Below are 24,910 nucleotides of genomic sequence, written 5' to 3'. Positions count from 1 at the left end.
TGGCAGTTCGTCTGCGACGTGGGGTGACGCCGGCCTACATATTGTTACGCCATCGAAACATGAACATCTATAGCCTTCCCCTATGGACGATGATGGCTTCGTCGAAATCGACGCGCTGACCCGAGCGCTCGACGTGCACTCGCTGCGAATCCTGGTCGCGATCGATCGCACCGGGTCGATCAGCGCGGCCGCCCGTTCCCTCGGCTACAGCCAGCCGACCATCACCCAGCACGTGCAGCGCCTCGAGTCACGACTCGGCACCGCGCTCGTCGCCCGCACCGCCCGCTCGGCGGCGCTCACCCCGATCGGCGCACTGCTCGCGACCCATGCCCCGCGCATCGATGCGAGCCTCACCGCCGCAGCCACCGAACTCGCCCGCGCGCTCGGCCACCGGGTCGGCACCGTGCGCATCGCCGCCCCCGCCGAAGCGATCGCGACGACCATCGCCCCGGCGCTCGCCCGCATCGCGGCCGAACTGCCCGGCGTCGAGGCGCGCCTCGTCGAGGCCGGCACCGAGGAGGCGCCCGAACTCGTCCGCTCCGGTCGCGCCGACATCGCCGTCATCACGAGCGACGCCGGCGAACGCGGCGCGCGACTGCGCCGGTCGGGACTGCGGCCGACCTTCCTCTACGCCGAAGAGCTCATCGCCGCGGTGCCCACGAGCGAGGCGGGCGCCCTCGACGCGCGCGTCGCGGCATCCGCGCTCACCGGGCTCCCCTGGATCTTCGGCGACGGCACCCGCTCGGCGCTCGTGGCCGAGCTCGTCGGCCGCGATGTGGCGCCCAACGATCTGCACGTCTCCCGCCCCGACGCCGCGCTCGCGCTCGTCGCCGGCGGTCTCGGCGTCGCGTTCCTGCCGGAGCGCACGTTCGTCACCGCTCCCCCGCCGGGCGTGCGCGCGCTCGGTCTCAGCCCGGCGTGCTCCACCCGCACCGTCGCCCTGACGCTCGCCGAGGCGAGCGCCATCCCCGCCGTCGCGGCGAGCCTCCGCATGCTCGCCGCACGCCGTCCGAACGGACTCGAGGTCGAGGCGCTCGCCGACGCCCGCCGCCGTTCGCACGGGCACCGTGCGCGCTTCGCGCAACCCATCGCCCTCGCTCCGCTCCCCCGACCCCTCCAGGAGGATTCCCCCATGTCCGTTTCCCCGCGTTCCCGCGCCGCGCGCGCGGGCGCCGCCGCAGCCGGCGTGCTGCTGCTGGCCGCCTGCGCGACCGGCGCCCCCGACCCCGGTACCGGCGCCGACACCGGCGAGGAGATCGACCACATCACGGTCGCGCTCCCCGGTTCGCTGTCGAACCTCTACGTCGGCCAGGAGGCCGGCATCCTGAACTACTACATCGCTTCCATCGCGCAGGAGGGCCTCGTCTCCGTCGACGCGCAGGGCCGCGTGCAGCCCGGGCTCGCCGAGTCCTGGGAGCAGACCGACGACGTGACCTACGTCTACGAGCTCCGCGACGACGCCGAGTTCCAGGACGGCACCCCGGTCACCGCCGACGACGTCGTCTACAGCCTCGAACAGGCCCGCGACGAGACGGTCTCCCCCGGGCTCGCCTACTACCTCGCGGGCGTCGACACCATCGAGAAGACCGACGAGCAGGAGGTGACCATCACGCTCACCGCGCCCGACGCCGCCTTCGCCTCGAACATGAGCTCCGGCGGCGCCGCCTTCATCAGCTCGCAGGCGTTCTGGGAGCAGAACGCGGGCAAGGTCGGCACCGCCGACTCGCTGCTGCTCGGCACGGGTCCCTACCAGGTCACCGAGTTCGTGCCCGACTCGCACGTGCAGCTCGAGCGCGTCGACACCTGGTGGGGCGAGCTGCCCAAGGTGAAGTCGATCACGGTCGAGTTCATCCCCGACGAGTCCACGCGCCTGCTCGCCGCCCAGTCGGGCGACGTCGACGTCGCGTTCAACGTGCCGCTCGCCCAGGCCAGCCAGTGGGAGAAGCTCGACACCATGCGGGTCGAGTACGTGAACGACCTCTCCTACGTGGGCCTGTACTTCAACACCTCGCTGCCGCCCTTCGACGACCCCAAGGTGCGTGAGGCCTTCGCGCACGCCGTCGACCGCGACGCCGTCGTCGACAAGCTCCTCCGCGGGCACGGCGAGGCCGCGACCGCGATCATGACGCCGGAGTCGCTCGGCAAGGCGTACGACGCCGACGAGGCCCGCAAGGTGCTCGCCGAGATCCCGCAGTACGACTTCGACCTCGACGCCGCCAAGCAGGCGCTCGCCGCCTCCGGCCACCCCGACGGCTTCGAGGCGGAGCTGCTCACCCCCTCGACCGGCCCGCAGCTCGGCACCGCCGCGCAGTCGCTCGCCGAGAACCTCGCCTCCATCGGCGTCACCCTGAACGTCCGCGAGGTGCCGATCGAGGAGTGGCTCGCGAGCCTCGACGCCTCGTCGAGCTACGGCGTCGGCCTGATGTGGTACTTCTCGACCCTCGGCGACCCCGCCGAGGTGCCGAGCTACCTGCTCGGGCCGGGCAACCCCTCGGCGTACAGCAACCCGGAGATCGACGAGCTGCTGGCCCAGGCCGGCGCCGAGTCCGACCCGGTCGCCCGCGCCGAGCTGCTCGTGCAGGTCGAGACGCTGCAAGCCGAGGACGTCGTGAACGTCCCGCTCTGGTGGGGCCAGTCGGCCACCGCCTTCGCGAAGGACCTCGGCTTCGACGACTACAGCTCCTTCGCGTTCATCTCGTCCTGGCCGACCAGCCTCTACCGCGCCGAGCTGTGACCGAGCCCCTCCCCACGGCGCGCGCACCGCGACTGCGGCCCATCGGCCGGATGCTCGCGGTGCGCGTGCTCGGCACCCTCGCCATCCTGTTCGTCCTGTCGATCATCGTCTTCTCGATGCTGCACCTCGCCCCGGGCGACCTCGTGAAGACCCTGCTCGGCACCCGGCCGGCCTCCCCCGAGGCGGTCGCCGCGATCCGCGAGCAGTACCACCTCGACGACCCGCTGCCCGTGCAGTACCTGCGCTGGCTCGGCGGGGTGCTGACGGGCGACTTCGGCCAGTCGATCCGGTTGCAGACCTCCGTCGCCGACGCCATCGGCTCGCGGCTCGGCCTCACGCTCGCGCTCTGCGGCCTCGCCTTCGTCGCCGCGATCGGCACCGGCATCCCGCTCGGCGTGCAGAGCGCCGTGCGCGCCGGCGGTGTCCTCGACCGCGTCGGCACCGCCCTCGGCGTCATCGGCCTGAGCGCCCCCACCTTCGCGGTCGGCCTGCTGCTGCTCTACGTGTTCGCCTACTACCTGCCGATCTTCCCCGTCTACGGCGGCGGGCGCGGCCCACTCGACACGCTGTACCACCTGATCCTGCCCGCGATCACGCTCGCCGCCGGACTCGGCGCCATCGTGCTGAAGCTGACCCGCACGGCGATGCTCCGCGAGCTCGACGCAGACTACGTGACGAGCGCCAGGGCCCGCGGCATCCCGGAGGGGCGCGTGCGCCGCCTCGCGCTCCGCAACGCGGCGATCCCGATCGTCACGGGCGCGAGCCTGCTGCTCACCTTCCTCGTCGGCGGCACCGTGCTCGCCGAGACCACCTACGCGCTGCCGGGCCTCGGCACGCTGCTGCAGGACTCGGTGCTGTTCAAGGATCTCGCCGTCGTGCAGGCGCTCACCCTGCTCGTCGCGCTCGTCATCGCGGTGATCGCCCTGCTCGCCGACCTCGCGTACCTGCTGCTCGATCCGCGCGTCCGCGCGAAGGGAGGCACCGCATGAGCGCCTCGCTCGGCGCCGTCGGCGTGGCGTTCCGCCGCCGCGGTGTGCCCGCCACCGTCATCGTCTGCCTCGTCGTGCTCGCCGCCGCGTTCCTCGCGGTGGTGCTCGGCCCGGTGCTGTTCCCGGAGGCCACGAAGCAGGACATCCTGTCGAGCCTCATGCCGGCCGGCAGCCCTGGCCACCCGCTCGGCACCGACGAGCTCGGCCGCGACATCCTCGCCCTCACCGTCGCGGGCGCGGCCTCGGCCCTCGTCGGCCCCGTCTGCGTCGCGGTCGGCTCGATGCTGCTCGGCATCCTGCTCGGCACCCTCGCCGGCTACGAGCGCGGCCCGCTCGACTTCGTGATCAGCCGCTGGACCGACCTCCTCCTCGCCCTCCCCGTGCTGCTCGCCGCGATCGTCGTGTCGGGCGTGTTCGGCGGCGGCTATTGGACGACGGTGGCCCTCCTCGTGCTGCTCTTCTCCCCTTCCGACATCCGCATCGTGCGGGCCGGCGTGCTCGAGCAGAGCGCGCGCCCCTACATCGAGGCGGCGCAGATGCTCTCGCTGTCGCGCTGGCGGGTGATGTTCCGGCACATCCTGCCGAACGTCTCCTCGCTCGTGATCACGAACGCGATGCTGAACGTCGCGTTCGCGCTGGTCGCGTTCTCCTCGCTGTCGTTCCTCGGCGTCGGCGTGCCGCCGGGCACGGCGGACTGGGGGCGCCAGCTCACCGACAGCCGGGCGATCATGTTCGACAACCCGGCCGCGGTGATCGTGCCCGCGGTGCTCATCATCGCGGTCGCCTGCGCCGTGAACCTCGTCGGCGACTGGCTCGGCCAGCGCCTCACCCGGAGCGGAGGCCTGGCATGACGGGCATCGACGTCGCCCTCGACGGCATCGAGGGGCCCGCCGGGCGCATGGTCGAGCCGCTCTCCTTCGAGATCGCGCCGGCCGCTTCACTCGCCCTCATCGGCGAGTCCGGCTCGGGCAAGACGCTCACGGCGAAGAGTCTCGTCGGGCTCCTGCCGCCGGGCTTCCGCGCCGCGGGGACGCTCCGCGTCGACGGGCGGGAGCACCGGCTGGACCAGGCGGATGCCTCGTGGCGGGCCGTGCGCGGCCGCGAGGTGTCGCTGCTGCTGCAGGACCCGTTCACGAGCCTGTCGCCCGTGCACCGCTGCGGGCCGCAGATCGCCTGGACCCTCGAGGCGAAGGCGGGCCGGCGTCTGCCCGCCCGCGAACTCGACACCGAGGTCGCCCGCCGCCTCGACGAGGTGAACCTCCCCGCCAGGGTCGCCCGCGCGCACCCGCACGAGCTCTCGGGCGGCATGCGCCAGCGCGTCGCCATCGCCGCGGCGCTCGCGAGCGATCCGCGGCTCCTCATCGCCGACGAGCCGACCACGGCGCTCGACGCCTCGAACCAGGCCGAGCTCCTCGACCTGCTGCGGGAGCTGCAGCACGAGCGGGGCATGGCGATGCTGCTCATCTCGCACGACCTCGGTCTCGTCCGGGGCCGCACCGACGAGGTGCTCGTCATGCGGCACGGCGAGGTCGTCGAGCGGGGCGCCACCGCCCGGGTGCTCTCGGCGCCCGAGCACCAGTACACGAAGGCGCTCATCGCCGCCGACCCCGCGCTCGCGCTCGACGCGCCCGTGCACGCCGAGGCATCCGTGCTCGCCGAAGCAGCCGGGCGTGCCGAGGCATCCGGGCTCGCCGAGGCGGCCGGCGCCGCGCCGCTCGTGCGCGCCACGGGCGTCGTGAAGCGCTTCGGCGAGCGCACGGTGCTGGGCGGCGTCGACCTCGAGATCGCGGCCGGCGAGATCGTCGGCATCGTCGGCGAGTCCGGCTCCGGCAAATCGACGCTCGCCCGCTGCATCGCCGGCCTCGAACGGGAGGACGGCGGCACCATCGCCTTCGACGGCGCGGTGCTCACGCCCGGCCGCCGCTCGCGCACCCCCGGGCAGATGCAGATCGTGTTCCAGGATCCGTACTCCTCGCTCAATCCGATGATGACGATCGGACAGATCCTCCGCGAGGCCCTCGCCGTCGGCGGTCGCGCCCCCTCGGAGGTCGCCGAGCTGCTGCAGACGGTCGGGCTCCCCGCCGACGCCGCGGGCAAGCGCCCGGCGCAGCTCTCGGGCGGGCAGCGGCAGCGCGTCGCCATCGCCCGGGCCCTCGCACCCCGGCCGCGGCTGCTCATCTGCGACGAGTCCGTGTCGGCCCTCGACGTGCAGGTGCAGGCGCAGATCCTGGACCTGCTCGGCCGGCTCCGCGAGGAACTCGGCGTCGCCATCCTGTTCATCTCGCACGACCTCGCGGTGGTGCGCCGGATCGCCGACACCGTCACCGTCGTCTGGCAGGGCCGCGTCGTCGAGCGGGGCCCGTGCGCCCGAGTGCTCGACGCGCCCGTCGAGGAGTACACGAAGCTCCTCGTCGCCGCCGCCCACCGCGACCGCACGCTCAGCCACGACCCCAGCACCGACGGAAGGACCATCCCGGCATGACCACCACCCTCTCCCCCAGGCTCGACGACGAGCTGCGCACGGCGCTCGGGCCCGCCCGCGCGGCACGCTGGGAGCTGCCCCGCGAGGCGTACGCCCCGCGGCTCGACCTCGCCCGCGCCGCCGACGGCGCCGCCGTCGCCGCGGTGCTGAGCTCCCGGCGCGGCGCGACCGCGGCGGTGAAGATCGTCGACGTGTGGTGGCGGAGCGAGACGGATGCCCCGGCTGCGGCGCGGCTCGTCGACGAGCTCCTCGACCGCGCGGTCGCGAACGGCGACGCCGCCGTGAAGTGGGAGGTGCCCGCAGGACAGGAGCTGCCGGGCTTCGCCCGGGAGCGCGGCTTCAGCGAGCTCCACGCCCCGCATCCCTCGGCGGCGGGCACCCTCGGCAGCCGCGGCTACGTGCACTGGCTGCGCGAGCTGCCGCACGCCGAGGCGCCGTACTACGCGCAGACCACGATGTACACCTGCGGCGCGGTGACCGGCCTGCTCGCGGCGGAAGTGGCCGGGGCGGGCGGCTTCGCGTCCGACACGGCACCCGAGCCGTCGGTCGCCGACCGCGACCTCGAGCTCGCGTTCTGGCGTCGGGCGAGCAACTACCCCGCGATCGAGCCGGTCGGGCTCGGCGTCGTCATGCGCGAGACTCTGCCGCCGGAGCGCCGGGTCGAGGTGCACCTCGACCACGACGGCCCCGTGCTGATCGAGGCGTACACCGGCTTCGAGCGCGACTTCCGGGCGGAGCTGCAGTCGGAGTCGCAGCGGCAGGCGGACGCGGTCGGCGTGCCCGTCGTGCGCGAGCGCGTCGCCGTCGCCGAGATCGCCCGCCGGGTCGCGGGCGGCGAGCTCGCACTGCTCCTCATCGACGAGGCGCCGATGCACGGCGAGACCGGCCCGCACTGGGTGCTCGCGCACGCGGCCGACGAGGAGGTCGTCGTGATCGAGGATCCGTGGATCAGCTCCGATCTCGGCGAGAGCTGGGTCGACACGCACGAGCTGCCGATCCCGCACGCCGACCTCGACCGCATGGTCGCGTGGGGCGAGGCGGGCTACCGCGGCGTCGTCTTCGTCGAGCGGGGCTGAGCTGCTGTGGTTCCCTGAGCCCGTCGAAGGGAATGCGTCGCTTCGACAAGCTCAGCGAACCAGCTCAGCCGCCGTTGCTCAGCAGGCCCCAGACGCCGGAGCCGATGAAGTAGAGCGCGATCGCCCCGACCACGACCCAGATCATGATCCGCGAACTCGACGGACGCTCCGGATCCCGGTCGGGGCGATCGGCGCTCATCGCTACTTCACCAGCGGGAAGAGGATGGTCTCGCGGATGCCGAGGCCCGTGATCGCCATCAGCAGGCGGTCGATGCCCATGCCCATGCCGCCCGAGGGCGGCATGCCGAACTCGAGCGCACGCAGGAACTCCTCGTCGAGCTGCATCGCCTCGGGGTCGCCGCCCGCGGCGAGCGTCGCCTGGGCGACGAAGCGCTCGCGCTGGATCACCGGGTCGACGAGCTCCGAGTAGCCCGTGGCGAGCTCGAAGCCGCGCACGTACAGGTCCCACTTCTCGACGACGCCCGGGATCGAGCGGTGCCCGCGCACGAGCGGCGAGGTGTCCTCCGGGAAGTCCATCACGAAGGTCGGCCGGACGAGCCCGCCCTTCACGTGGTGCTCCCAGAGCTCCTCGACGAACTTGCCGGGGATGGGGTGGTCGATCTCGATGCCCGCCGCATCGGCGAGCTCCTCGAGCCGCGAGATCGGCGTCTCGGGCGTGATCTCCTCGCCGATCGCCTCGGAGAGGGAGCCGTACATCGAGATGCGGTCCCACTCGCCGCCGAGGTCGTACTCGGTGCCGTCGGCCCAGGTCACGACGTGCGAGCCCGACACGGCGGTCGCGGCATCCTGGATGAGCTTCTGGGTGAGGTCGGCGATCGTCGTGTAGTCGCCGTACGCCTCGTAGGCCTCGAGCATCGCGAACTCGGGGCTGTGCGTGGAGTCGGCGCCCTCGTTGCGGAAGTTGCGGTTGATCTCGTACACCCGCTCGATGCCGCCGACGACGGCGCGCTTCAGGTACAGCTCCGGCGCGATGCGCAGGTACAGCTCGGTGTCGAAGGCGTTCGAGTGGGTCACGAAGGGGCGGGCCGAGGCGCCGCCGTGCATGACCTGCAGCATCGGGGTCTCGACCTCGATGAAACCGAGCCCGGCGAAGGTGTGCCGGAGGCTCGCGTTGACCTTCGCCCGGTCGATGACGTTCTTGCGGGCCTGCTCGCGGGCGATGAGGTCGAGGTAGCGCGAGCGCACCCGGGTCTCCTCGCCGAGCTCGTTGTGCAGGTTCGGCAGCGGCAGGATGGCCTTCGCCGCGATGCGCCACTCCTGCACCATGATCGACAGCTCGCCGCGGCGGCTCGTGATGACCTCGCCGGAGACGAAGAGGTGGTCGCCGAGGTCGACGAGCTCCTTCCACGCGGCGAGCGATTCCTCGCCGACCTCGGCGAGGGAGACCATCGCCTGGATGCGGCTGCCGTCGCCGGACTGCAGCGCCGCGAAGCAGAGCTTGCCGGTGTTGCGGAGGTGCACGACGCGACCGGCGACCCCGACGGTCTCACCGGAGGCCTCGTCGACGCCGAGTCCGACGAAGCGGTCGCGCACCTCGGGGATCGTGGTCGTGATGGGCAGCCGCACCGGGTAGGCGCCGCCGCCGAGCTCGCTCGCCTCCTCGATCAGCCGCGAGCGCTTCTGGAGCCGCACGGCCTTCTGCTCCGAGATCTCCTCGGCCGTGGGTTCGGTGGGCTGGTTCGGCGTCTCGTCGGCCATGCTTCTCTCTCGTGGTTCTCGCGGATCGCGGTGCGCTCGGAATCGTGCGACCACCAGCCTACTTGCGGTGCACGGAGGCGAGGTGCGGTCAGCCGAGAACGACGCGCCGGTTGTCGATCAGCCGGGTCGCCCCGACCCGGGCGGCGACGAGGGCGAGCGCCGGCCCCGTGGCGTCGTCGGCCACGGGCAGGAAGGTGTCGGGGTCGACGATGACGAAGTAGTCGAGCTCCGCGCCGTCGTGGTCGCCGAAGGCGGCGACCGCTTCGGCGAGCGCCTCCGGGGCGCCCTCCGCGCCGGCGTCGGCGGCGGCGGCGAGCGCCTCGGACAGCACGAGCGCCGTGCGCCGCTCCGGCTCGCCGAGGAAGCGGTTGCGACTGGAGAGGGCGAGCCCGTCGGCTTCGCGCACGGTCTCGACGACCTCGATCTCGAGCGGGAGGTCGAGGTCGCGCACCATGCGGCGCACGAGGAAGACCTGCTGGGCGTCCTTCTGCCCGAACACGGCGACGTCGGGCTGCACGATGTTGCAGAGCTTCGCGACGACCGTGAGCATGCCGTCGAAGTGCCCGGGGCGGGACGCGCCCTCGTAGAGTCCGCCGACCTCGCCCGCGACGATGCGCGTCCGGCTCGGGCCGTCGGGGTACATCTCGGCGACGGCGGGCGCGAACACGAGCGCCGCGCCGGTCCCGGCGAGCGCGGCGACATCGGCGCCCAGGGTGCGCGGGTAGCGCTCGAGGTCTTCGTCCGGCCCGAACTGCAGCGGGTTCACGAAGATCGAGACGACGACGAGCTCGGCCAGCTCGCGGGCGCGGGCGACGAGCGCCAGGTGCCCGTCGTGCAGCGCGCCCATGGTCGGCACGAAGGCGACGGATGCCCCGCCGGCTCGCGCCTCGGCCACGCGGCTACGGAGCTCGGCGATCGTGCCGACGACGGCGGGCGGGTCGGCGGGCGTCGTGTCGTTCACCAGCGTCCTCCAAGCGGATCGTCGTGCTCGCCGGGCTCCCCGAGGGCGGCCTGCCCGTCGAGCCCCGGCCCCTCGTCGTGCCGGGCCAGGGCGTTCTCGACCGCGCTGCGCACGAGGGGCGCGAGGACCGCGCCGGGTCGGCTGACGCCCAGCCCGCCGAGGATGCCGCTCGCCTGGTCGACGATCGCGGACGAGAAGGACACCGCGGTGTCGATCGCTTCGGCATAGGCGGGACGCGCCGATTCCTCGACGACGAAGGGCTCGCCGCCCATCTCGACGACGAGGGCCTGCGCGATGGGCAGCACGGGCGCGGGCGCGGTGACGGCGAACCACGCCCCGGCGAGTCGGGCGAGATCGATGCTCGTTCCGGTGAAGCTCATCACGGGGTGCACGGCGAGCGGGATGGCGCCGGCTCGGCGGGCCGGGTCGAGCACGCCCGTGCCGTACTCGGCGGCGGTGTGCAGCACGAGCTGCCCGGGCTGCCAGTCGCCGGTCGCGGCGAGGCCCTCGACGAGCCCGGGCAGCTCGTCCGGCGGCACCGCGAGCAGTACGAGCTCGCTGCGGCGCACCACCTCGGGCGTGCTGAGCACGGGCACGCCGGGCAGCATCGCGTCGGCGCGGTCGCGGCTCGAGTCGGAGACCGCGGTGACGCCGGTGAGGGCGTGGCCCGCCCCGCCGAGGGCGGCCGCGAGCACGGCGCCGACCCGACCGGCCCCGACGGTGCCGACCCCGAGCCGTCCGGCCCGCTCAGGCATCCGCCGCCTCCCGGCCCCAGTGCTGCGAACGGTCGTCGTTCGCCCGCTCGACCGCCTCGCCTGCGAGGTGCGTGAAAAGCGCGTCACCGGCCTCGCGCTCGATGATGGGCAGGGTCGGCACGACCGGGCCCGTGACGGTGTGCAGGCGGAGCTCGGCGAGCCCGAGGCCCCGCCGCAGCGGGCCCGCGGAGAGCGCCACCGACTGCATCCGCGCGAGCGGCACGAGCACGAGCCGGCGCACGAGCGAGCCGCGCCGGAGGAGCGCGATGCCGTCGGATGCGGCCCAGCCGATGCGCCGCCACGAGAAGGGGTGCAGCCAGGCACCGCGCTTCGGCGTGATCGAGAAGCGGTCGCCGTCGAGACCGGCGCGCCCGGTGAGGCCGCTGCCGATCTGCGCCGCGACGGGGCCCCCCTCGGCCGCCTCCGGGAGCAGCAGGGCGATGACCCGCTGCACGTCTCCGGCCGTGCCGACCGGCAGCACCAGGGTGCGCTGCGCCGCCTCCGCACCGCTCGTCACGGACTGTCCGGCGACGTTGATGCGCACCGACCACCAGCCGAAGGGCCGCCAGAAGACCCACTGCGTCGCCTCGACGGCGTGGATGCGGCCGGGCGGCAGGGTGTGGTTCGCGGTCGACAGCAGGCCGTAGCCCACCCGCACGCCGTCGGGGGTGCCCGCGATCGAGTAGCGCAGCGACTTCGTGATGCGCGACCAGAAGTAGCTCACGATGCCGATCGCCGCCGGTACGAAGGTGAACAGCATCCAGAGCTGCCGGCTGACGACGCCCACGATCACGATGCCGGCGAGCGCCAGCATCCAGAGCGCGGCGCCGCCGAGCAGCGTCGAGCCGACGATGCGGCCGACCGGGATGTGCACGACGGACTCCGGCGGGGCGAGCTCGGGATCGAGCTCCGGCGCGAGGAACTCGTCGACCCGCTGGCCGACGATCGCCCCGGCGCGCGAACCGATCGTGGCGGGCCCGGTGCCCGGCGCCGCAGCCGGGCCGGCCGGCTGCGCGAGGCCGGGCAGCGGCTCGGCGAGGGTCTCGCCGGCTGCGACCGACGGCAGCGCGACCGCGGGGGCCGGGCTCTGCGTGGTCGCGCGGGCGCCGGAGGCGAGGCGCAGGATGTCTCGGCGCAGGCCGTCGGTGAGCGAAGAGCCCAGGTAGGAGAGCTGCATGTTGCCCGACTGGCCGGCGACCTGCACCTCGAGCTTCGCGGCGCCGAACAGCCGCGCGAACACCGGGCGGGTGATGTTGATGCCCTGGATGCGGTCGAGCCTGGCGCTGCGGTGGGAACGGAACAGGATGCCGCTGCGCACCTCGACCGCCTCCGGCGTGACCCGGAAGGTGTGCATCCGCCACGACAGCCAGAAGCCGACGATCACGAGCACGACGACGAGCAGCACCGCGAGCAGCGCCCAACCGACGAGGTTGTTCGCGACGATGCCGCCGATCGGGTCGCGGCCCCAGTCGTTCTCGTCGCTCCACTCGCCGAAACCGTCGTCGAGCTGGCCGGGGGCGAAGATCACGAGGAAGAACTCGACGACGCGCTCGCGCAGGTTCGCGATGACGAAGCCGGCGATCGCGATGAACACGAGGCCGCCGCGCAGCAGCGGGCTGGCCGGGTGCAGCCGGTGCCACTCGCCGTCGGCGAGGTCGACGGCCGGCTTCGCGGGGGCGGCTCCGCTCACAGGCCCGCCCGCCGGGACTCGGCGAGCGCGACGAGCTCGTCGCGCAGGCGGTCGGCCTCCGCCTCGGGGATGCCGGGCACGGTCACCGCCGTGGCGGCCGCCGCCGTCACGAACTTCAGGTCGGCGAGGCCGAGCGCGCGGGCGACGGGCCCGCGGGTGATGTCGACGAGCTGCATGCGGCCGTAGGGCACCGCGACCTGACGCTGGAACATGATGCCTCGACGGAAGAGCAGGTCGTCCTCACGCAGTCGGTAGCCGATCGAGCGCACCCGGCGGGGCTCGAAGGCGATCGCGACGACCGCGATCAGCGCGACGGCCCCCGCGGCCCACGGGGTCCACCAGAGGCCCCAGAGCGAGAAGGCGACGAGCAGCGCGGCGACGATGATCGCCGTCGTGATGATCGAGCCGATGACCTCGACGACGAGGTACTTCGGCGAGACGCGCCGCCACTCGGTGTCGGGCGCGAAGCGGTGCCCGGGCCCGGGCTCGACGGCGGCGTTCGGCTGCTCGGACTGGTCGGGCTGCTCGGACTGATCGGGCTGCTCGGACTGATCGGGCTGCTCGGACTGATCGGGCTGCTCAGGCATGGGCGGGCTCTTCATCCTCGGGGTCGTCGGGCGGAAGCGTGCAGAAGTGCTCGGCGACGAGTCCGGCGGCGAGCAGCAGGACGGCACCGATCGCGGTGGCCGCGGCGAGCCAGACGGTGCCGGCTTGCGGCACGACCGTGCGGGTCAGCAGAAACAGGGTGATGCCGAGGCCGAGGCCCGCGACGAGGGCGCCGCTCAGACTGCACGCCTTCGCGAGCACCGCCACCCGCATCGCGCGGAACGGATCGACCCGCCGCCCGGTGCCCTTCACCGCCCGGCGGATCGGCCAGGCGAGCGCGACGACGACCGCGCCGACGCCGACGAGCGTGATCGGCAGCGAAACGGGCGGCACCAGGGCGTTGCCGCCCGCGGAGACGATCGCGAGATCGCCGAGGTAGCCGAGCACGAGGCCGACGGCCACGAACGCGACGATCACCGGGGCGTGGGTGCGCTTCATCGGCGGCGCACCTCGTCGCTCGCGGCGCCGCGGAGCTCGGCGACCGTGCCGCGCCCGGCGACGACGGCGTCAGGGTCGACATCGAGCCAGGGTTGCAGCACGAAGGCCCGCTGCCAGGCGCGCGGGTGCGGCAGTTCGAGTCGCGCGTCGGCGCGCTGCACACCGCCGTGGTCGATGAGGTCGAGGTCGAGCGTGCGGTCGCCCCAGCGCTGCTCGCGCAGCCGGCCGTGGGCCAGCTCGACCCGCTGCAGCACGTCGAGGAGGGCGAGCGGGTCGAGCTCGGTCTCGACGAGGAGCACGCCGTTCAGGTAGCCGGGGGCGGCGTGGTCGACGCCGGTGAGCTTGATCGCGGGGGTCTCGTAGACGGGCGAGACCGCGACGAGTTCGACCCCGGGGGTGTCGGCGAGCTCCGCGGCGGCCTGGGCGATGGTCGCCTCGCGGTCGCCGAGGTTCGCGCCGAAGGCGATCACGGCGCGGGTCACGAGCGGTTCCTCGTGATCGTCACGGCGACGTCGTCGAACGGCACCCGGATCGGTGCCTGCGGCTTGTGCACGGTGACTTCGACGGCCTCGGCCGCCTCGAAGCCGAGCGCGATCCGCGCCACTCGCTCGGCGACCGTCTCGATGAGGTCGACCGGGTCGCCTTCGACGCCCTGCACGACGGCCTCGGCGAGTTCGCCGTAGTGCACGGTGCGCGCCAGCTCGTCGCCGCGGGCCGCCGCGGCGAGGTCGACGAAGACGGTCACGTCGATGACGAACTCCTGGCCGTCGGCGCGCTCGAAGTCGAAGACCCCGTGGTGCGCGAACACGCGCAGCCCGGTCAGGGTGATCCGGTCTCCCCCGGTGCGCTCGTCAACCACGTGCTCCATGCTGCCATGCTCCGAGGACGTCGAGGGCGAGCCGGGTCGCCGCGACGTCGTGGACGCGCACCGCCCACGCCCCGGCCTGCGCCGAGAGCACGCTCACGACGGCGGTCGGCAGGTCGCGCGCCCCGACGGGCGCGCCGTCGGGCAGGAGCCCGCCGAGGAAGCGCTTGCGCGAGGCGCCCACGAGCACGGGGAAGCCGAGCGCCTGCAGTTCGTCGAGCCGGGCGAGCAGTTGCCAGTTGTGCTCCGCCCGCTTCGAGAAACCGAGTCCGGGGTCGAGCACGATGCGCTCGGGCGAGACCCCGGCGGCGACGAGCACGTCGACCCGGGCGGCGAGCTCGTCGCGCACCTCGCGCGCGACGTCGTCGTACTCCGCGAGTCCGTCCATGCGGTCGGAGTGCCCGCGCCAGTGCATGGCGACGTAGCGCGCACCACTCGCTGCGGCGATCTCGGCCATGGCCTCGTCGGCCAGGCCGGCGGACACGTCGTTGATGATCTCGGCGCCGGCCGCCACGGCGGCCTCCGCCGTCGCGGCCCGCATCGTGTCGACGCTCACCCGGTGACCGCGGGCGGCGAGCTCGGTGACGACCGGGATGACTCGGCGGAGCTCCTCCGCCGGCTCCACCCGCGCGGCGCCGGGCCGGGTGGACTCCCCGCCGACGTCGAGCAGCTCGGCCCCCGCCGCGGCGAGCTCGAGGGCGTGCGCGATCGCCCGCTCTGGGTCGAACCAGCGGCCGCCGTCGCTGAAGGAGTCGGGCGTCACGTTGACGACGCCCATCACGAACGGTGCGCCCGGCGCCGTGGGCTCCTCAGTCACGCCGGGCCCCGATGAGCGCCACGATCTCGGCGCGGGCGGCGGGCTCGGCGAGCGCGCCCCGGCTCGCGATCGTCACCGTGGAGCTGCGCTCCTGGCGGGAGCCGCGGGTCGTGACGCAGCGGTGCTGGGCGTCGAGCACGACGAGCACGCCCTTCGGCTCCAGCCCGGTCTCGAGCGCGTCGGCGATCTCCTCGGCGAGGCGCTCCTGCAGCTGTGGCCGGCTCGCGAGCGTGTCGACGACCGCGGGGATGCGACCGAGGCCGACCACCCGGTTGCCGGGGAGGTAGGCGACGTGCGCCGTGCCGACGAAGGGCAGCAGGTGGTGCTCGCAGACGGAGCGGAAGTCGAGGTCGCGCAGCACGACGGCGTCGGAGGTCGTCGGGGTGTCGGCATCCGCCCCGCCCTTCGCCCGGCGGATGCCGGCGTCGAGCGGGACCGCGTCGGCGAGGTGCACGAGCGGGTCGACGGCGAGGCCGCCGAAGAACTCCGCGTAGGCCTCGGCGACCCGCTGCGGGGTGCGCGCGAGCCCGGGACGCGACGGGTCCTCCCCGATCGCGAGCAGGATCTCGCGCACGGCGCGCTCGATGCGCTCCTGGTCGACGCCGGGTGTCGTCATCCCCGCCCCGTCACGGCTCAGGCCGTCGCCGGCCGCGGGTTCGACCGCGGCGCCTTCGGCTCGGCCGCGGGCTCCTCGGGCGTCACGTCGGAGTCGATGCCGCCGTCGACGAGGCCGGCGTCGATCGGCATCTTCTCGGTGGGGAACGCGATCGGCGGCACGTCGGAGACCGGGCGCTTGTCGCTCGAGAGCCAGAGCGGGCGCTCGGGGAGCTTGCGCACGTCCTTGAAGATCTCGGCGATCTGGTTGTGGTCGAGGGTCTCCTGTTCGAGGAGCTCGGCCGCGAGCTTGTCGAGGATGTCGCGGTTGTCGTTCAGCACCTGCCACGCCTCGTCGTGCGCCTGCTCGATGAGCGTGCGCACCTCGGCGTCGACCTTCTCGGCGATGCCCTCGGAGTAGTCGCGCTGGTGGCCCATGTCGCGGCCGAGGAACATCTCGCCCGAGGACTGGCCGAGCTTCACGGCGCCGACGTTCGCCGACATGCCGTACTCGGTGACCATCTTGCGCGCGGTCGCCGTCGCCTTCTCGATGTCGTTCGAGGCGCCGGTCGAGGGGTCGTGGAACACGATCTCCTCGGCGACCCGGCCGCCCATCGCATAGGTGAGCTGATCGAGCAGCTCGTTGCGGGTGATGGAGTACTTGTCTTCCAGCGGCAGCACCATCGTGTAGCCGAGGGCGCGGCCGCGCGGCAGGATCGTGATCTTCGTGACCGGGTCGGTGTAGTTCATCGCCGCCGCCGCGAGCGCATGGCCGCCCTCGTGGTACGCCGTGATGAGCTTCTCCTTGTCCTTCATCACGCGGGTTCGCCGCTGCGGGCCGGCGATCACGCGGTCGACGGCCTCGTCGAGGGCTCGGTTGTCGATGAGCTGCGCGTTCGAGCGGGCGGTGAGCAGGGCGGCCTCGTTCAGCACGTTCGCGAGGTCGGCACCGGTGAAGCCCGGGGTCTTGCGCGCGAGCACCTCGAGGTCGACGCCCTTCGCGAGCGGCTTGCCCTTCGAGTGCACCTCGAGGATCTTCTGGCGGCCCTTGAGGTCGGGTGCGTCGACGCCGATCTGCCGGTCGAAGCGGCCCGGGCGCAGCAGCGCCGGGTCGAGGATGTCGGGGCGGTTCGTCGCCGCGATGAGGATGACGTTCGTCTTCGGGTCGAAGCCGTCCATCTCGACGAGGAGCTGGTTCAGCGTCTGCTCGCGCTCGTCGTGCCCGCCGCCCATGCCGGCACCGCGGTGGCGGCCGACGGCGTCGATCTCGTCGACGAAGATGATGGCCGGGGCGTTCTGCTTGGCCTGGTCGAAGAGGTCGCGCACGCGGCTCGCGCCGACGCCGACGAACATCTCGACGAAGTCGGAGCCCGAGATCGAGTAGAAGGGCACGCCCGCCTCGCCGGCGACGGCGCGGGCGAGCAGGGTCTTGCCGGTGCCGGGAGGGCCGTAGAGCAGCACGCCCTTGGGGATGCGCGCGCCCACCGCCTGGAACTTCGCCGGCTCCTTCAGGAACTCCTTGATCTCGTGGAGCTCCTCGATGGCCTCGTCGGCGCCCGCGACGTCGTCGAAGGTGACCTTCGGGCTCTCCTTCGAGACGAGCTTCGCCTTCGACTTGCCGAACTGCATGACGCGGTTGCCGCCGCCCTGCATGCCGGACAGCATGATCCAGAAGAAGAGGCCGATGAGCAGCAGCGGCAGGAGGATGCCGAGCATCGAGAGGAACCAGTTCGGCTGCGGCACCTCGTCGTTGAAGCCGTCCTTCGGGTTCGCGTCGTCGACCGCCGCGATGACGTCGGCCCCGCGCGGGGTGACGTAGTAGAACTGCACTTGCGTGCCGAGCTTCTCGTCGGCCTTCGCGAGCGTGAGGTCGACGCGGTTCTCGCCGTCGACGATCTTCGCGGCGGCGACCTTGCCGTCCTTCAGGAGCTCGAGGCCCTCCTGCGTCGACACCTCTTTGAACCCGGAGGCCGTGATGAGGCTCGCGCCGATCCACACCACGATCGCGGCGATCAGGATGTAGATGATCGGTCCGCGCAGGATCTTCTTCATGTTCATGGTGCTGCCAGGCTACCGTTCACCCGCTGATCGCTGGATGTGTGTTCGCTGAGGGCTGCGAAGCAGTCCCGAAGCGGACCGGCCGGCACTGCCGCTGAGGGCTGCGAAGCAGTCCCGAAGCGGACCGGCCGGCACTGCCGCTGAGGGCTGCGCAGCAGTCGTGCGCAGCAGCGCTCGCCTAGCTGTAGACGTGGGGCGCGAGGATCGCGACGTCGCGGAGGTTGCGGTAGCGCTCGGCATAGTCGAGGCCGTAGCCGACGACGAACTGGTTCGGGATGTCGAAGCCGAGGTAGCGCACGTCGACCTCGACCTTCGCGGCGTCGGGCTTGCGCAGCAGGGCGCAGACCTCGACCGAGGCGGCGCCGCGCGAGCGCAGGTTCTCGAGCAGCCAGCTGAGGGTGAGGCCGGAGTCGATGATGTCCTCGACGATGAGCACGTCGCGGCCGGTGAGGTCGGTGTCGAGGTCCTTCAGGATCTTCACGACGCCGGAGGACTGCGTGCCGGCGCCGTAACTCGACACGGCCATCCAGTCCATGTTGAGGTGCGGGCGGAGTTCGCGCGCGAGGTCGGCCATGACCATGACCGCGCCCTTCAGCACGCCGACGAGGAGCAGGTCGCGCCCCTGGTAGTCGGCCTCGATGCGTCGGGCGAGCTCGGCGAGCTTCGCGTGGATCTCGGATTCGGTCACCAGGACTTCGGTGAGGTCGCCCTCGATGTCGCTCGCGTGCATGGAACGATCCTAGGCGACCCGGGGACCAGCCCGGTGTCGCGGCTCAGTGATCGTGCGGCAGGATCTCGGTCGCCCCGGTCGCCGAGAACACGACGTGGGCTCCGGCGCGGGTCGCGACGGCCCCGCCGGGCAGCGCGACGGGCCCCTGTCCGTGCCACTCGGTGACGAGCCGGGCGACCTCGAGCGTCTGCACCCGGCTGAGCGCGACGCCGAACTCGCTGCCGACGACGTGCCGGATGATGCGCTGGCGGAGGGCGGCGGGGTTCGCGGCGAGCACCGCGGCGGAGACGGCGATGCCGGCCTCGGCGGGCTCGCAGATCTCCTCGATGAACTCCTCGAGCTGCTCGTCGAACGCCGCTTCGTCTTCGCGGAGCTGTTCGGCGGTGCGGGCGAGGGCCTCGGCGATGCCCGGCCCGAGCTCGGCCTCGAGCACGGGCAGCACGCGCTCGCGCACCCGCACGCGCGCGTACCCGGGATCGGTGTTGTGCGGGTCGTCCCAGGCGTCGAGCCCCGCGTCGAGGCACGCCTGGCGCGTCGTCTCGCGGCGGAGCCCGAGCAGCGGACGCACGTAGCGGCCGGCGCGCTGCGGCATGCCCATGAGGCTCGCGCCACCGGCGCCTCGGGCGAGGCCGAGCAGCACCGTCTCGGCCTGGTCGTCGAGCGTGTGGCCGAGCAGCACGACGGTGGCGCCGGCCTCGGTCGCGGCGGCGTCGAGCGCCGCGTAGCGGGCGGCGCGGGCGGATGCCTCGGGCCCCTGGCCCGCGGCCGGTACCTCGACGCGGCGCACGAGCACCGGGTCGAGCCCGAGCTCCCGGGCCTGGGCGACGGCGCGCTCGGCGATCTCGGCAGAGCCGGGCTGCAGTCCATGGTCGACGACGACGGCACCGGCGCGCCATCCCGCCCGCGGCGCCTCGAAGGCGGTCGCCGCGGCGAGCGCGAGGGAGTCGGCCCCGCCGGAGAGCGCGACGAGCGCGAGCGGCGGAGTCGCGCCCGTCTCGGCGGGATCGACGGGCTCGAGCACGGCGCGCACGGCGCGGCGGGCGTCGGCGATCGGCGGAGTGAGGCGGGGGCGGCGCTCCGAGGCATCCGTGCGGTCGTCTGAGGGCATCGAGGTAACCTTATTCCGCCGCGCGCCAGGTGCCCGGCGGGACTTCACACAAGGAGAGCACATGGGCGAGTACAACGCCGTCATCGAGATCCCGAAGGGGAGCCGCAACAAGTACGAGGTCGACCACGAGACCGGCCGGGTCTTCCTCGACCGCGTGCTCTACACGGGCTTCGTCTACCCCACCGACTACGGCTTCTTCGAGAACACCCTGGGCGACGACGGCGACCCGCTCGACGTGCTGGTGCTGCTCGAGTACCCGTTGTTCCCCGGTGTCGGCGTGAAGGTGCGCCCGGTGGGCGTCTTCCACATGACCGACGACGGCGGCGGCGACGCGAAGGTCATCGCGGTGCCCGCGGGCGACCCGCGCTGGAACCACATCCAGGACGTCGACACGATCCCCGAGTACACGAAGAAGGAGATCGAGCACTTCTTCGAGCACTACAAGGACCTCGAGCCCGGCAAGTGGGTCAAGACCGAGGGCTGGGCGAACGCGGCCGAGGCCGAGGCGCTCATCCAGAAGGCGATCGAGGCCTTCCCCGGTCACTGAGCCGAACCGAACGCACGAAGGGGGCGAGCCGATCGGCTCGCCCCCTTCGTCGTCTGCCGCGAGCGGCTCAGCCGGTCGGGCGGGCGGCCGCAGAGGGGCTGCCCCAGATCGACCATTCGCGCACGTTCTTGCCGTAGTCGGGCGCCTCGAGGATGCGTCCGCCGCCGAGGTAGATCGCGACGTGGTAGTAGTCGCCGCCTGAGCCCCAGAACAGCAGGTCGCCGCGCTGGATGCTGCCGAGCGAGACCGCTTTGCCCTGATTCGCGAGGGTGTAGTACTGGTTCGTCGCCGAGTGCGTGCCGATGTAGATCCCGGCGTAGCCGTAGGCCATCTTCGTGAGACCGGAGCAGTCCCAGCGGTCCGGGCCCGCGCCGCCGAGGTCGTAAGGCTCGCCGAGCTGCTGCTGGGCATACCAGATCGCCGACTCGACGGCGCTCGTGTTCGGCGGGTTCGTGGTGCCCCCGCCAGGGTTTCCCCCGCCGGGGTTTCCGCCGCCAGGGTTCCCGCCGCCGGGGGTGCCGCCGCCTGGGGTGCCACCGCCGGGGGTGCCGCCGCCCGGGTTGCCTCCACCGGGGGACGGCTGCTGCGGCCGAGTCGCCTGCTCGGCCGCCTCGCGGGCGACGCCCTCTGCGCGCTCCCGCTCGAGCTCCGCCGTGGTGTCCTTCAAGCGGGCGAGCTGGGCGTATAGCTCCGCCGAGCGGGTCTCCTGCTCGGCCAGCACGGCGGTCGCGGCATCCGCCTTCGACTGCGCGTCGTCGTACTGACGCTTCGCGTCGTCGGCGAGCTTCTTGCGCTCCTTCGCGGCCGCGTCGGCCTGCTCGCGGAGCGAGTCGGCCGTGTTGCGGTCGGCGAGCGCCTGCTCGTAGACCGAGGTCGACTGCTCGCCGAGCTTCGAGACCATGCCCAGCTGCTTCAGCAGCCCGGCGCTGTCGCCGGAGAAGACGAGGGACGTGGTCAGGTCGTTGCCGCCGGCCTTCGCGAGGTGCGCGGCGATGAGCCCGGCCCGCATCTTCGAGATCTCGGCGACCGCCTCGGCCTCCTCCGCCTGCGTGCCGAGCGACGCCTCACGCTCGACGGCCTCGTCGCGCTTCACGACGGTCTGCCGGTACGCCTCGGCGGCGATCTGCGAGTCGCGCATCGCGGCATCCGCCGTCGCCTGCAGGCCCGCGAGCAGTTCGCCGAGCCGGGCGATCTCCGCCTGCTTGGTCTGCTCGTTCTGCTTCGCCTGCTCGATCTCGCCCCACGAGGGGTAGTCGACGGCGAACGCCGGTGCGCCGGAGACACCGATCGAGGCGGTCACAGCGCCGACCGCGACCGCGGAGAACAAGGTCACGGGCTTCACCCGGGACACCGGGCGGGTGCGGTTCTCAGCCAAGGTTCACTCCTCGTGCGGACATGAACGGGCCGGGGTTGATCCGGTCCCAGCCGTCCCAGACCTCGAAGTGCAGGTGGCAGCCCGTCGACGCGCCGGTCGTCCCGCTCCAAGCGATCTGCTGGCCGGCCGAGACCCACTGGCCGGTGCCGACGAGGATGCCGCCCTCGCGGATGTGCGCGTAGCCGGTGGAGATGCCGCCGCCGTGGTTGATCTTCACGTAGTTGCCGTAGCTGCCGCTCCAGCCGGCGATCGAGACGGTGCCGCTGTTCGCCGCGTAGATCGGGGCGCCGCAGCCGGTCGCGATGTCGTAGGCGTAGTGGTAGCCGCTCGAGCAGTAGCCGCCGCCGCAGATGATGGGGCGCGCGCCGTAGCCGTCGGAGATGTAGCCGGAGGCGGGACGGGCCCAGCCGGAGCTCGCGACGGTGCCGGGGCCGCCCGCGGCGAGCGCCTCACGACGTCGCTTCTCCTCCTCTTCCTTCCGGATCCGCTCGCCCTCCTGGTACGCGGCGGCGGTCTTCGCCTCCGCGTCCTTCATGAACTTCAGCTGCTGGTCGAGCTCGACCTTCTTCGCCTCCGACTCGGAGAGCGCGGCTTCGGCGGCCGCCTGCGCCTCCTGGGCCGCGGCGAGCGCGTCCTGCGCGGCGACGCGGAGCTTCTCGCGCTCCGCCTTGGCGACCTCCGCCTGCTCCCCGAGCGATTCCGCGTCGTTCGACTTGGACTGGGCGCTGCGGTACACCTCGGAGGTGCGCTCGACCATCTTCTCCATGTTGCCGAGCTTCGAGAGCAGCGCGTCGGTCGCGACCTGGTCCCCGGACTCGAGGAACAGGTCGACGCTGAGGTCGCCGCCGCCGGAGCGGTAGAGCTGCGCCGCCACCTGGCCGGCGTTTTTCTTCGCGTCATCGGCCTCGGCGGCGGTCTGCGCGGCGAGGGCCTCGATCTCCCCGGCCTTGCGGGCCGCGTCGTCGTAGCGCTGCTGCGCGTCGAGGAACTCCGCCATCCGCTTCTCGGCCTCGGCCCGCGTCGTGGCCACGTTCTGCTCGAGCTGCGCGATGAGCGAGGTGATCTGGTCGACCGCGGATGCCGCGGCGGCGGTGTCGGCCTTCGCCGCCTGCAGCTCGTCCCAGCTCGGGTAGTCGGCCGCGGCCGCGGGGCTCGCGCCGATGACCGTGCCGGTCACCGCGAGTCCCACCGCGAGCAGGGTCGCGAGGGCACGGCGCAGCCGCGCCGGTCGTCGGCGGGTCGTCGTCGGGCGGTTGACTGTGGTTCGGTACATGGTTCCCCGTCCACGCGGGCTCGGGCCCCCGCGCCGTTCTGTGTTCGAGCTGCTGGTTCGAGCTTCGTATTCGAGCTTCTGGTTCAAGCTCAGCTTGAGGCGATCAGAGCCACGATAGGCATGGATTCCCGGGGCGAACGGCATTTCGGCGGGCATGTCCAAGGGGCGCCGCCCGGCGGCGGGAACGGTCGCCGGCCTCGTTTTGGAATCTCGGCGGGAAACCCGTATGCTTGGCTGTCGGCGGGAGAGCGCAAGCACTCCCACCCGGCCCCATCGTTTAGTGGCCTAGGACACCGCCCTTTCACGGCGGCAGCACGGGTTCGAATCCCGTTGGGGTCACTCTCGAAGGTTTTACAATTGAATAGTCTCATTACGAGGCCCTGTGGCGCAGTTGGTTAGCGTGCCGCCCTGTCACGGCGGAGGTCGCGGGTTCAAGTCCCGTCAGGGTCGCTCAGGCGACAAGCCCTTTCCCTTTCGAGAGAAGGGGCTTTCTCCTTATCGAGGCACCGTTTCATCGGATGCCCCGAGGCTCTGTAGCTCAGTTGGTAGAGCGTTCGACTGAAAATCGAAAGGTCACCGGATCGATGCCGGTCGGAGCCACAGCGAAACCCCCGCGAGAGCGGGGGTTTTCTTGTTTTGTGGCCCTTGGGGCCAACGAGCGACTTATCCCTCCGCCCGCCAAGGCTCCGACGATCCCCACCGCGCGAAGTACGCATCGACCGCGAGCGACGAGCCCTGATCGACCGCCAACCACTCCAACGCCGCTTTGCGAGCGATCTCGTCCGTCAGCTCTTCGGGCAAGGGGTCTCGCGGGCCGTCCAAAGATCACTGATCTCCATCCACACCCGATACGCTGCCCCCGCCGTACACGCAGTCGAAGTACTCGTCGATGAACTGACCGGCACCGTCCATAACGATGTCGTACGTGCGCCGCGCTCCTCTGTTGAGGACCGCTTCGGCCACGGCACTCATCGCCACGCGAAACCGCGCCTCAAGCTCCCCGCTGCCCATGCTGCTTCCGCCCACTCCGGCACTCGCCCATCCGGCGGTGCTGATCCGACGATAGCCCCGGCCAGGTACGTTGCAGACGCATCGGCGCACCGAGTCGGTACGCTCCAGTCATGAGCGTGGATGCCGGGCGAGCAGCCGATCCGTTCCGTGCGCAGCTCGACGCACGGTGGGAGGCCTACCTCGCGACCGGCGAGCGCGCGGACGATCACGTGCGCTGGCTCGAGGCGGCCCTCGCCTCGTACCGCGACGAGGTCGTGCACTACGGGTCCCAGCTCCTGAACGACTGCACGAGACGACCATGGGACGCAGCGGTCGCGCAGCGCGCGTTCGAGAGTTACCGGGCCGAAGCGCAGCACTACGACGCGGATCCCGACGCATGGGAGGCTGCGTTCTGGGGCCGGCTTCGCGATCGGTCGCCCGAGCTCTACGCCCGGTTCGACGGCAGGATGCCGTAGCTTCGCCCCTCCCCTGCCCAATACGATCTGCATGTGGACGGACTCGCGAACGGCCTGAAGCGCCTCGATGCGGCGCAGACGACGGAACAGCTGATCGATGCACTGTGGGACCTGCGCGACTCCGCCTATGACGAGCCCGAGCGCTGGAGCACGTTCACCGCTGAGGAGCTGCTGCAGCGTCTGACCTCTGAGCTGGATCGCGACGACGCCGTCAAACCGGCAGTCGAGATCCCGGTGCCCGAACTTGGACAGGCGCTGGCGCGAGCGCTCGACCCCCATCCCCGCGACCGGTCGCGGTCAACTGATCAGGAACCCGGCGCGGAAGAACAGCGATGAAGATCGGACTCGCAGCTATGGGAGTCGGCGCGGCAGTCCTCGCGACGCTCGGGATCGTGCTCATCCTGCTTCCGGCGCCGACCGCCTCGTTCGGGTGGTTCGCCTATCAGCCCCTCGCCGATTTCGGTTTCGTCGGCGGCTTGTCTCCAGTGCCGGCGGCCCGCATCTGGGGCGTCGCGCTGCTCGTGATCGCGGTTGCGGCTGGTGCCTTCGCTGCAGGCTGGGCGCTCGGCAGCGCCCGCACCCGCAAGCTCGAACAGTCCGGCCGGACATAACCGCGACTCCGCAGGC

26 protein-coding genes and 3 tRNA genes are annotated in these 24,910 nt (G+C 72.3%); 12 read left to right on the top strand and 17 right to left on the bottom strand.

Going from position 1 to position 24,910, the window contains the following annotated elements:
- Positions 1 to 82: 82 nt before the first annotated feature.
- Genes M3147_RS12510 through M3147_RS12490 form a run of 5 tightly spaced genes read left to right on the top strand, consistent with a single transcriptional unit; the run spans position 83 to position 7,281 of the window.
- Positions 83 to 2,734: an ABC transporter substrate-binding protein gene (locus M3147_RS12510; RefSeq protein ID WP_251203799.1), complete on the top strand. Its 2,652-nt coding sequence runs from the start codon at positions 83 to 85 to the stop codon at positions 2,732 to 2,734.
- Positions 2,731 to 3,723: an ABC transporter permease gene (locus M3147_RS12505; protein ID WP_251203798.1), complete on the top strand. Its 993-nt coding sequence runs from the start codon at positions 2,731 to 2,733 to the stop codon at positions 3,721 to 3,723. The genes M3147_RS12510 and M3147_RS12505 overlap by 4 nt, the downstream gene beginning before the upstream one ends.
- The gene (locus tag M3147_RS12500; RefSeq protein ID WP_251203797.1) at positions 3,720 to 4,574 is read left to right on the top strand and encodes an ABC transporter permease; all 855 of its coding nucleotides are present in this window, start codon (positions 3,720 to 3,722) and stop codon (positions 4,572 to 4,574) included. The genes M3147_RS12505 and M3147_RS12500 overlap by 4 nt, the downstream gene beginning before the upstream one ends.
- On the top strand, positions 4,571 to 6,205 hold the full coding sequence (locus M3147_RS12495) for an ATP-binding cassette domain-containing protein (protein WP_251203796.1): 1,635 nt from the start codon (positions 4,571 to 4,573) through the stop codon (positions 6,203 to 6,205). The genes M3147_RS12500 and M3147_RS12495 overlap by 4 nt, the downstream gene beginning before the upstream one ends.
- Entirely contained in the window at positions 6,202 to 7,281 is a 1,080-nt protein-coding gene (locus M3147_RS12490; RefSeq protein WP_251203795.1) for a peptidase C39 family protein, read from the top strand. The genes M3147_RS12495 and M3147_RS12490 overlap by 4 nt, the downstream gene beginning before the upstream one ends.
- A gap of 64 nt (positions 7,282 to 7,345) precedes the next feature.
- Here the strand turns inward: M3147_RS12490 and M3147_RS19350 are convergent, their stop codons facing one another.
- The 14 genes from M3147_RS19350 to tilS form a co-directional block, all read right to left on the bottom strand.
- Complete coding sequence (locus M3147_RS19350; protein ID WP_285873824.1) at positions 7,346 to 7,480, bottom strand: hypothetical protein; 135 nt, start codon at positions 7,478 to 7,480, stop codon at positions 7,346 to 7,348.
- A 2-nt stretch (positions 7,481 to 7,482) separates the two neighbouring features.
- Positions 7,483 to 9,000 carry a lysine--tRNA ligase gene (lysS, locus tag M3147_RS12485; protein WP_251203794.1) on the bottom strand — a complete coding sequence of 506 codons (1,518 nt, stop codon included), beginning with the start codon at positions 8,998 to 9,000 and terminating at the stop codon, positions 7,483 to 7,485.
- A gap of 88 nt (positions 9,001 to 9,088) precedes the next feature.
- Entirely contained in the window at positions 9,089 to 9,961 is an 873-nt protein-coding gene (gene panC, locus M3147_RS12480) for a pantoate--beta-alanine ligase (RefSeq protein ID WP_251203793.1), read from the bottom strand.
- Complete coding sequence (locus M3147_RS12475) at positions 9,958 to 10,716, bottom strand: Rossmann-like and DUF2520 domain-containing protein (RefSeq protein WP_251203792.1); 759 nt, start codon at positions 10,714 to 10,716, stop codon at positions 9,958 to 9,960. Before M3147_RS12475 ends, panC begins: the two co-directional genes overlap by 4 nt.
- Positions 10,709 to 12,406, bottom strand: coding sequence for a PH domain-containing protein (locus M3147_RS12470; protein WP_251203791.1), 1,698 nt, complete (start codon positions 12,404 to 12,406; stop codon positions 10,709 to 10,711). The genes M3147_RS12475 and M3147_RS12470 overlap by 8 nt, the downstream gene beginning before the upstream one ends.
- Entirely contained in the window at positions 12,403 to 12,993 is a 591-nt protein-coding gene (locus M3147_RS12465) for a PH domain-containing protein (protein ID WP_251203790.1), read from the bottom strand. Before M3147_RS12465 ends, M3147_RS12470 begins: the two co-directional genes overlap by 4 nt.
- Positions 12,986 to 13,450 (bottom strand): DUF3180 domain-containing protein, encoded by a 465-nt coding sequence (locus M3147_RS12460; protein ID WP_251203789.1) that lies wholly within the window; start codon positions 13,448 to 13,450, stop codon positions 12,986 to 12,988. Before M3147_RS12460 ends, M3147_RS12465 begins: the two co-directional genes overlap by 8 nt.
- Positions 13,447 to 13,932: a 2-amino-4-hydroxy-6-hydroxymethyldihydropteridine diphosphokinase gene (gene folK, locus M3147_RS12455; RefSeq protein ID WP_251203788.1), complete on the bottom strand. Its 486-nt coding sequence runs from the start codon at positions 13,930 to 13,932 to the stop codon at positions 13,447 to 13,449. The genes M3147_RS12460 and folK overlap by 4 nt, the downstream gene beginning before the upstream one ends.
- Entirely contained in the window at positions 13,929 to 14,318 is a 390-nt protein-coding gene (gene folB, locus M3147_RS12450; RefSeq protein ID WP_251203787.1) for a dihydroneopterin aldolase, read from the bottom strand. The genes folK and folB overlap by 4 nt, the downstream gene beginning before the upstream one ends.
- Positions 14,302 to 15,093 (bottom strand): dihydropteroate synthase, encoded by a 792-nt coding sequence (gene folP, locus M3147_RS12445; protein ID WP_251203870.1) that lies wholly within the window; start codon positions 15,091 to 15,093, stop codon positions 14,302 to 14,304. The genes folB and folP overlap by 17 nt, the downstream gene beginning before the upstream one ends.
- 31 nt (positions 15,094 to 15,124) lie before the next feature.
- Positions 15,125 to 15,748, bottom strand: a complete 624-nt coding sequence (folE, locus tag M3147_RS12440) for a GTP cyclohydrolase I (protein ID WP_251203786.1) — start codon at positions 15,746 to 15,748, stop codon at positions 15,125 to 15,127.
- Positions 15,749 to 15,765: 17 nt separating this feature from the next.
- The gene (ftsH, locus tag M3147_RS12435) at positions 15,766 to 17,784 is read right to left on the bottom strand and encodes an ATP-dependent zinc metalloprotease FtsH (protein WP_251203785.1); all 2,019 of its coding nucleotides are present in this window, start codon (positions 17,782 to 17,784) and stop codon (positions 15,766 to 15,768) included.
- 178 nt (positions 17,785 to 17,962) lie between these two features.
- Complete coding sequence (gene hpt / locus M3147_RS12430) at positions 17,963 to 18,514, bottom strand: hypoxanthine phosphoribosyltransferase (RefSeq protein ID WP_251203784.1); 552 nt, start codon at positions 18,512 to 18,514, stop codon at positions 17,963 to 17,965.
- Between the two features lie 43 nt (positions 18,515 to 18,557).
- The gene (tilS, locus tag M3147_RS12425; RefSeq protein WP_251203783.1) at positions 18,558 to 19,622 is read right to left on the bottom strand and encodes a tRNA lysidine(34) synthetase TilS; all 1,065 of its coding nucleotides are present in this window, start codon (positions 19,620 to 19,622) and stop codon (positions 18,558 to 18,560) included.
- A 61-nt stretch (positions 19,623 to 19,683) separates the two neighbouring features.
- Here tilS and ppa point away from each other — a divergent pair, with 61 nt between their 5' ends.
- The gene (ppa, locus tag M3147_RS12420; RefSeq protein ID WP_189083594.1) at positions 19,684 to 20,169 is read left to right on the top strand and encodes an inorganic diphosphatase; all 486 of its coding nucleotides are present in this window, start codon (positions 19,684 to 19,686) and stop codon (positions 20,167 to 20,169) included.
- Positions 20,170 to 20,236: 67 nt separating this feature from the next.
- Here ppa and M3147_RS12415 read toward each other — a convergent pair whose 3' ends face one another.
- Complete coding sequence (locus M3147_RS12415) at positions 20,237 to 21,544, bottom strand: C40 family peptidase (RefSeq protein WP_251203782.1); 1,308 nt, start codon at positions 21,542 to 21,544, stop codon at positions 20,237 to 20,239.
- Positions 21,537 to 22,817: a M23 family metallopeptidase gene (locus M3147_RS12410; protein WP_251203781.1), complete on the bottom strand. Its 1,281-nt coding sequence runs from the start codon at positions 22,815 to 22,817 to the stop codon at positions 21,537 to 21,539. The genes M3147_RS12415 and M3147_RS12410 overlap by 8 nt, the downstream gene beginning before the upstream one ends.
- A 266-nt stretch (positions 22,818 to 23,083) precedes the next feature.
- Here M3147_RS12410 and M3147_RS12405 point away from each other — a divergent pair.
- The 3 genes from M3147_RS12405 to M3147_RS12395 all read left to right on the top strand — a co-directional run bounded on the left by M3147_RS12405 (position 23,084) and on the right by M3147_RS12395 (position 23,417).
- Positions 23,084 to 23,156, top strand: a tRNA-Glu gene (locus M3147_RS12405).
- A gap of 37 nt (positions 23,157 to 23,193) precedes the next feature.
- A tRNA-Asp gene (locus tag M3147_RS12400) sits at positions 23,194 to 23,267 on the top strand.
- Between the two features lie 77 nt (positions 23,268 to 23,344).
- A tRNA-Phe gene (locus M3147_RS12395) sits at positions 23,345 to 23,417 on the top strand.
- A 225-nt stretch (positions 23,418 to 23,642) separates the two neighbouring features.
- Here M3147_RS12395 and M3147_RS12390 read toward each other — a convergent pair.
- Positions 23,643 to 23,828, bottom strand: coding sequence for a hypothetical protein (locus tag M3147_RS12390; RefSeq protein ID WP_251203780.1), 186 nt, complete (start codon positions 23,826 to 23,828; stop codon positions 23,643 to 23,645).
- A 110-nt stretch (positions 23,829 to 23,938) separates the two neighbouring features.
- Here M3147_RS12390 and M3147_RS12385 point away from each other — a divergent pair, with 110 nt between their 5' ends.
- The 3 genes from M3147_RS12385 to M3147_RS12375 are packed head-to-tail and all read left to right on the top strand — an operon-like array spanning position 23,939 to position 24,894.
- On the top strand, positions 23,939 to 24,283 hold the full coding sequence (locus M3147_RS12385; RefSeq protein WP_251203779.1) for a hypothetical protein: 345 nt from the start codon (positions 23,939 to 23,941) through the stop codon (positions 24,281 to 24,283).
- A gap of 33 nt (positions 24,284 to 24,316) precedes the next feature.
- Positions 24,317 to 24,619 (top strand): hypothetical protein, encoded by a 303-nt coding sequence (locus tag M3147_RS12380; RefSeq protein ID WP_251203778.1) that lies wholly within the window; start codon positions 24,317 to 24,319, stop codon positions 24,617 to 24,619.
- Positions 24,616 to 24,894 carry a hypothetical protein gene (locus M3147_RS12375; protein ID WP_251203777.1) on the top strand — a complete coding sequence of 93 codons (279 nt, stop codon included), beginning with the start codon at positions 24,616 to 24,618 and terminating at the stop codon, positions 24,892 to 24,894. Before M3147_RS12380 ends, M3147_RS12375 begins: the two co-directional genes overlap by 4 nt.
- Positions 24,895 to 24,910 lie beyond the last annotated feature (16 nt).

The sequence above is a fragment of the Agromyces mediolanus genome (assembly GCF_023715325.1).
In the GTDB taxonomy this organism is placed as follows: Bacteria; Actinomycetota; Actinomycetes; order Actinomycetales; family Microbacteriaceae; genus Agromyces; species Agromyces mediolanus_A.
The sequence above is the reverse complement of the archived record's forward strand: the minus strand, read 5'-3'. Positions and strand labels throughout refer to the sequence as shown.

Excerpts from the sequence above, each read along its gene's own strand:
- M3147_RS12510 (WP_251203799.1), top strand. The coding sequence starts at position 83 with ATGGACGATGATGGCTTCGTCGAAATCGACGCGCTGACCCGAGCGCTC.
- M3147_RS12500 (WP_251203797.1), top strand. The coding sequence starts at position 3,720 with ATGAGCGCCTCGCTCGGCGCCGTCGGCGTGGCGTTCCGCCGCCGCGGT.
- M3147_RS12495 (WP_251203796.1), top strand. The coding sequence starts at position 4,571 with ATGACGGGCATCGACGTCGCCCTCGACGGCATCGAGGGGCCCGCCGGG.
- M3147_RS12490 (WP_251203795.1), top strand. The coding sequence starts at position 6,202 with ATGACCACCACCCTCTCCCCCAGGCTCGACGACGAGCTGCGCACGGCG.
- M3147_RS19350 (WP_285873824.1), bottom strand. The coding sequence starts at position 7,480 with ATGAGCGCCGATCGCCCCGACCGGGATCCGGAGCGTCCGTCGAGTTCG.
- lysS (WP_251203794.1), bottom strand. The coding sequence starts at position 9,000 with ATGGCCGACGAGACGCCGAACCAGCCCACCGAACCCACGGCCGAGGAG.
- M3147_RS12475 (WP_251203792.1), bottom strand. The coding sequence starts at position 10,716 with ATGCCTGAGCGGGCCGGACGGCTCGGGGTCGGCACCGTCGGGGCCGGT.
- M3147_RS12465 (WP_251203790.1), bottom strand. The coding sequence starts at position 12,993 with ATGCCTGAGCAGCCCGATCAGTCCGAGCAGCCCGATCAGTCCGAGCAG.
- M3147_RS12460 (WP_251203789.1), bottom strand. The coding sequence starts at position 13,450 with ATGAAGCGCACCCACGCCCCGGTGATCGTCGCGTTCGTGGCCGTCGGC.
- folB (WP_251203787.1), bottom strand. The coding sequence starts at position 14,318 with ATGGAGCACGTGGTTGACGAGCGCACCGGGGGAGACCGGATCACCCTG.
- folP (WP_251203870.1), bottom strand. The coding sequence starts at position 15,093 with ATGGGCGTCGTCAACGTGACGCCCGACTCCTTCAGCGACGGCGGCCGC.
- folE (WP_251203786.1), bottom strand. The coding sequence starts at position 15,748 with ATGACGACACCCGGCGTCGACCAGGAGCGCATCGAGCGCGCCGTGCGC.
- ftsH (WP_251203785.1), bottom strand. The coding sequence starts at position 17,784 with ATGAACATGAAGAAGATCCTGCGCGGACCGATCATCTACATCCTGATC.
- hpt (WP_251203784.1), bottom strand. The coding sequence starts at position 18,514 with ATGCACGCGAGCGACATCGAGGGCGACCTCACCGAAGTCCTGGTGACC.
- tilS (WP_251203783.1), bottom strand. The coding sequence starts at position 19,622 with ATGCCCTCAGACGACCGCACGGATGCCTCGGAGCGCCGCCCCCGCCTC.
- ppa (WP_189083594.1), top strand. The coding sequence starts at position 19,684 with ATGGGCGAGTACAACGCCGTCATCGAGATCCCGAAGGGGAGCCGCAAC.
- M3147_RS12410 (WP_251203781.1), bottom strand. The coding sequence starts at position 22,817 with ATGTACCGAACCACAGTCAACCGCCCGACGACGACCCGCCGACGACCG.
- M3147_RS12390 (WP_251203780.1), bottom strand. The coding sequence starts at position 23,828 with ATGGGCAGCGGGGAGCTTGAGGCGCGGTTTCGCGTGGCGATGAGTGCC.
- M3147_RS12385 (WP_251203779.1), top strand. The coding sequence starts at position 23,939 with ATGAGCGTGGATGCCGGGCGAGCAGCCGATCCGTTCCGTGCGCAGCTC.
- M3147_RS12375 (WP_251203777.1), top strand. The coding sequence starts at position 24,616 with ATGAAGATCGGACTCGCAGCTATGGGAGTCGGCGCGGCAGTCCTCGCG.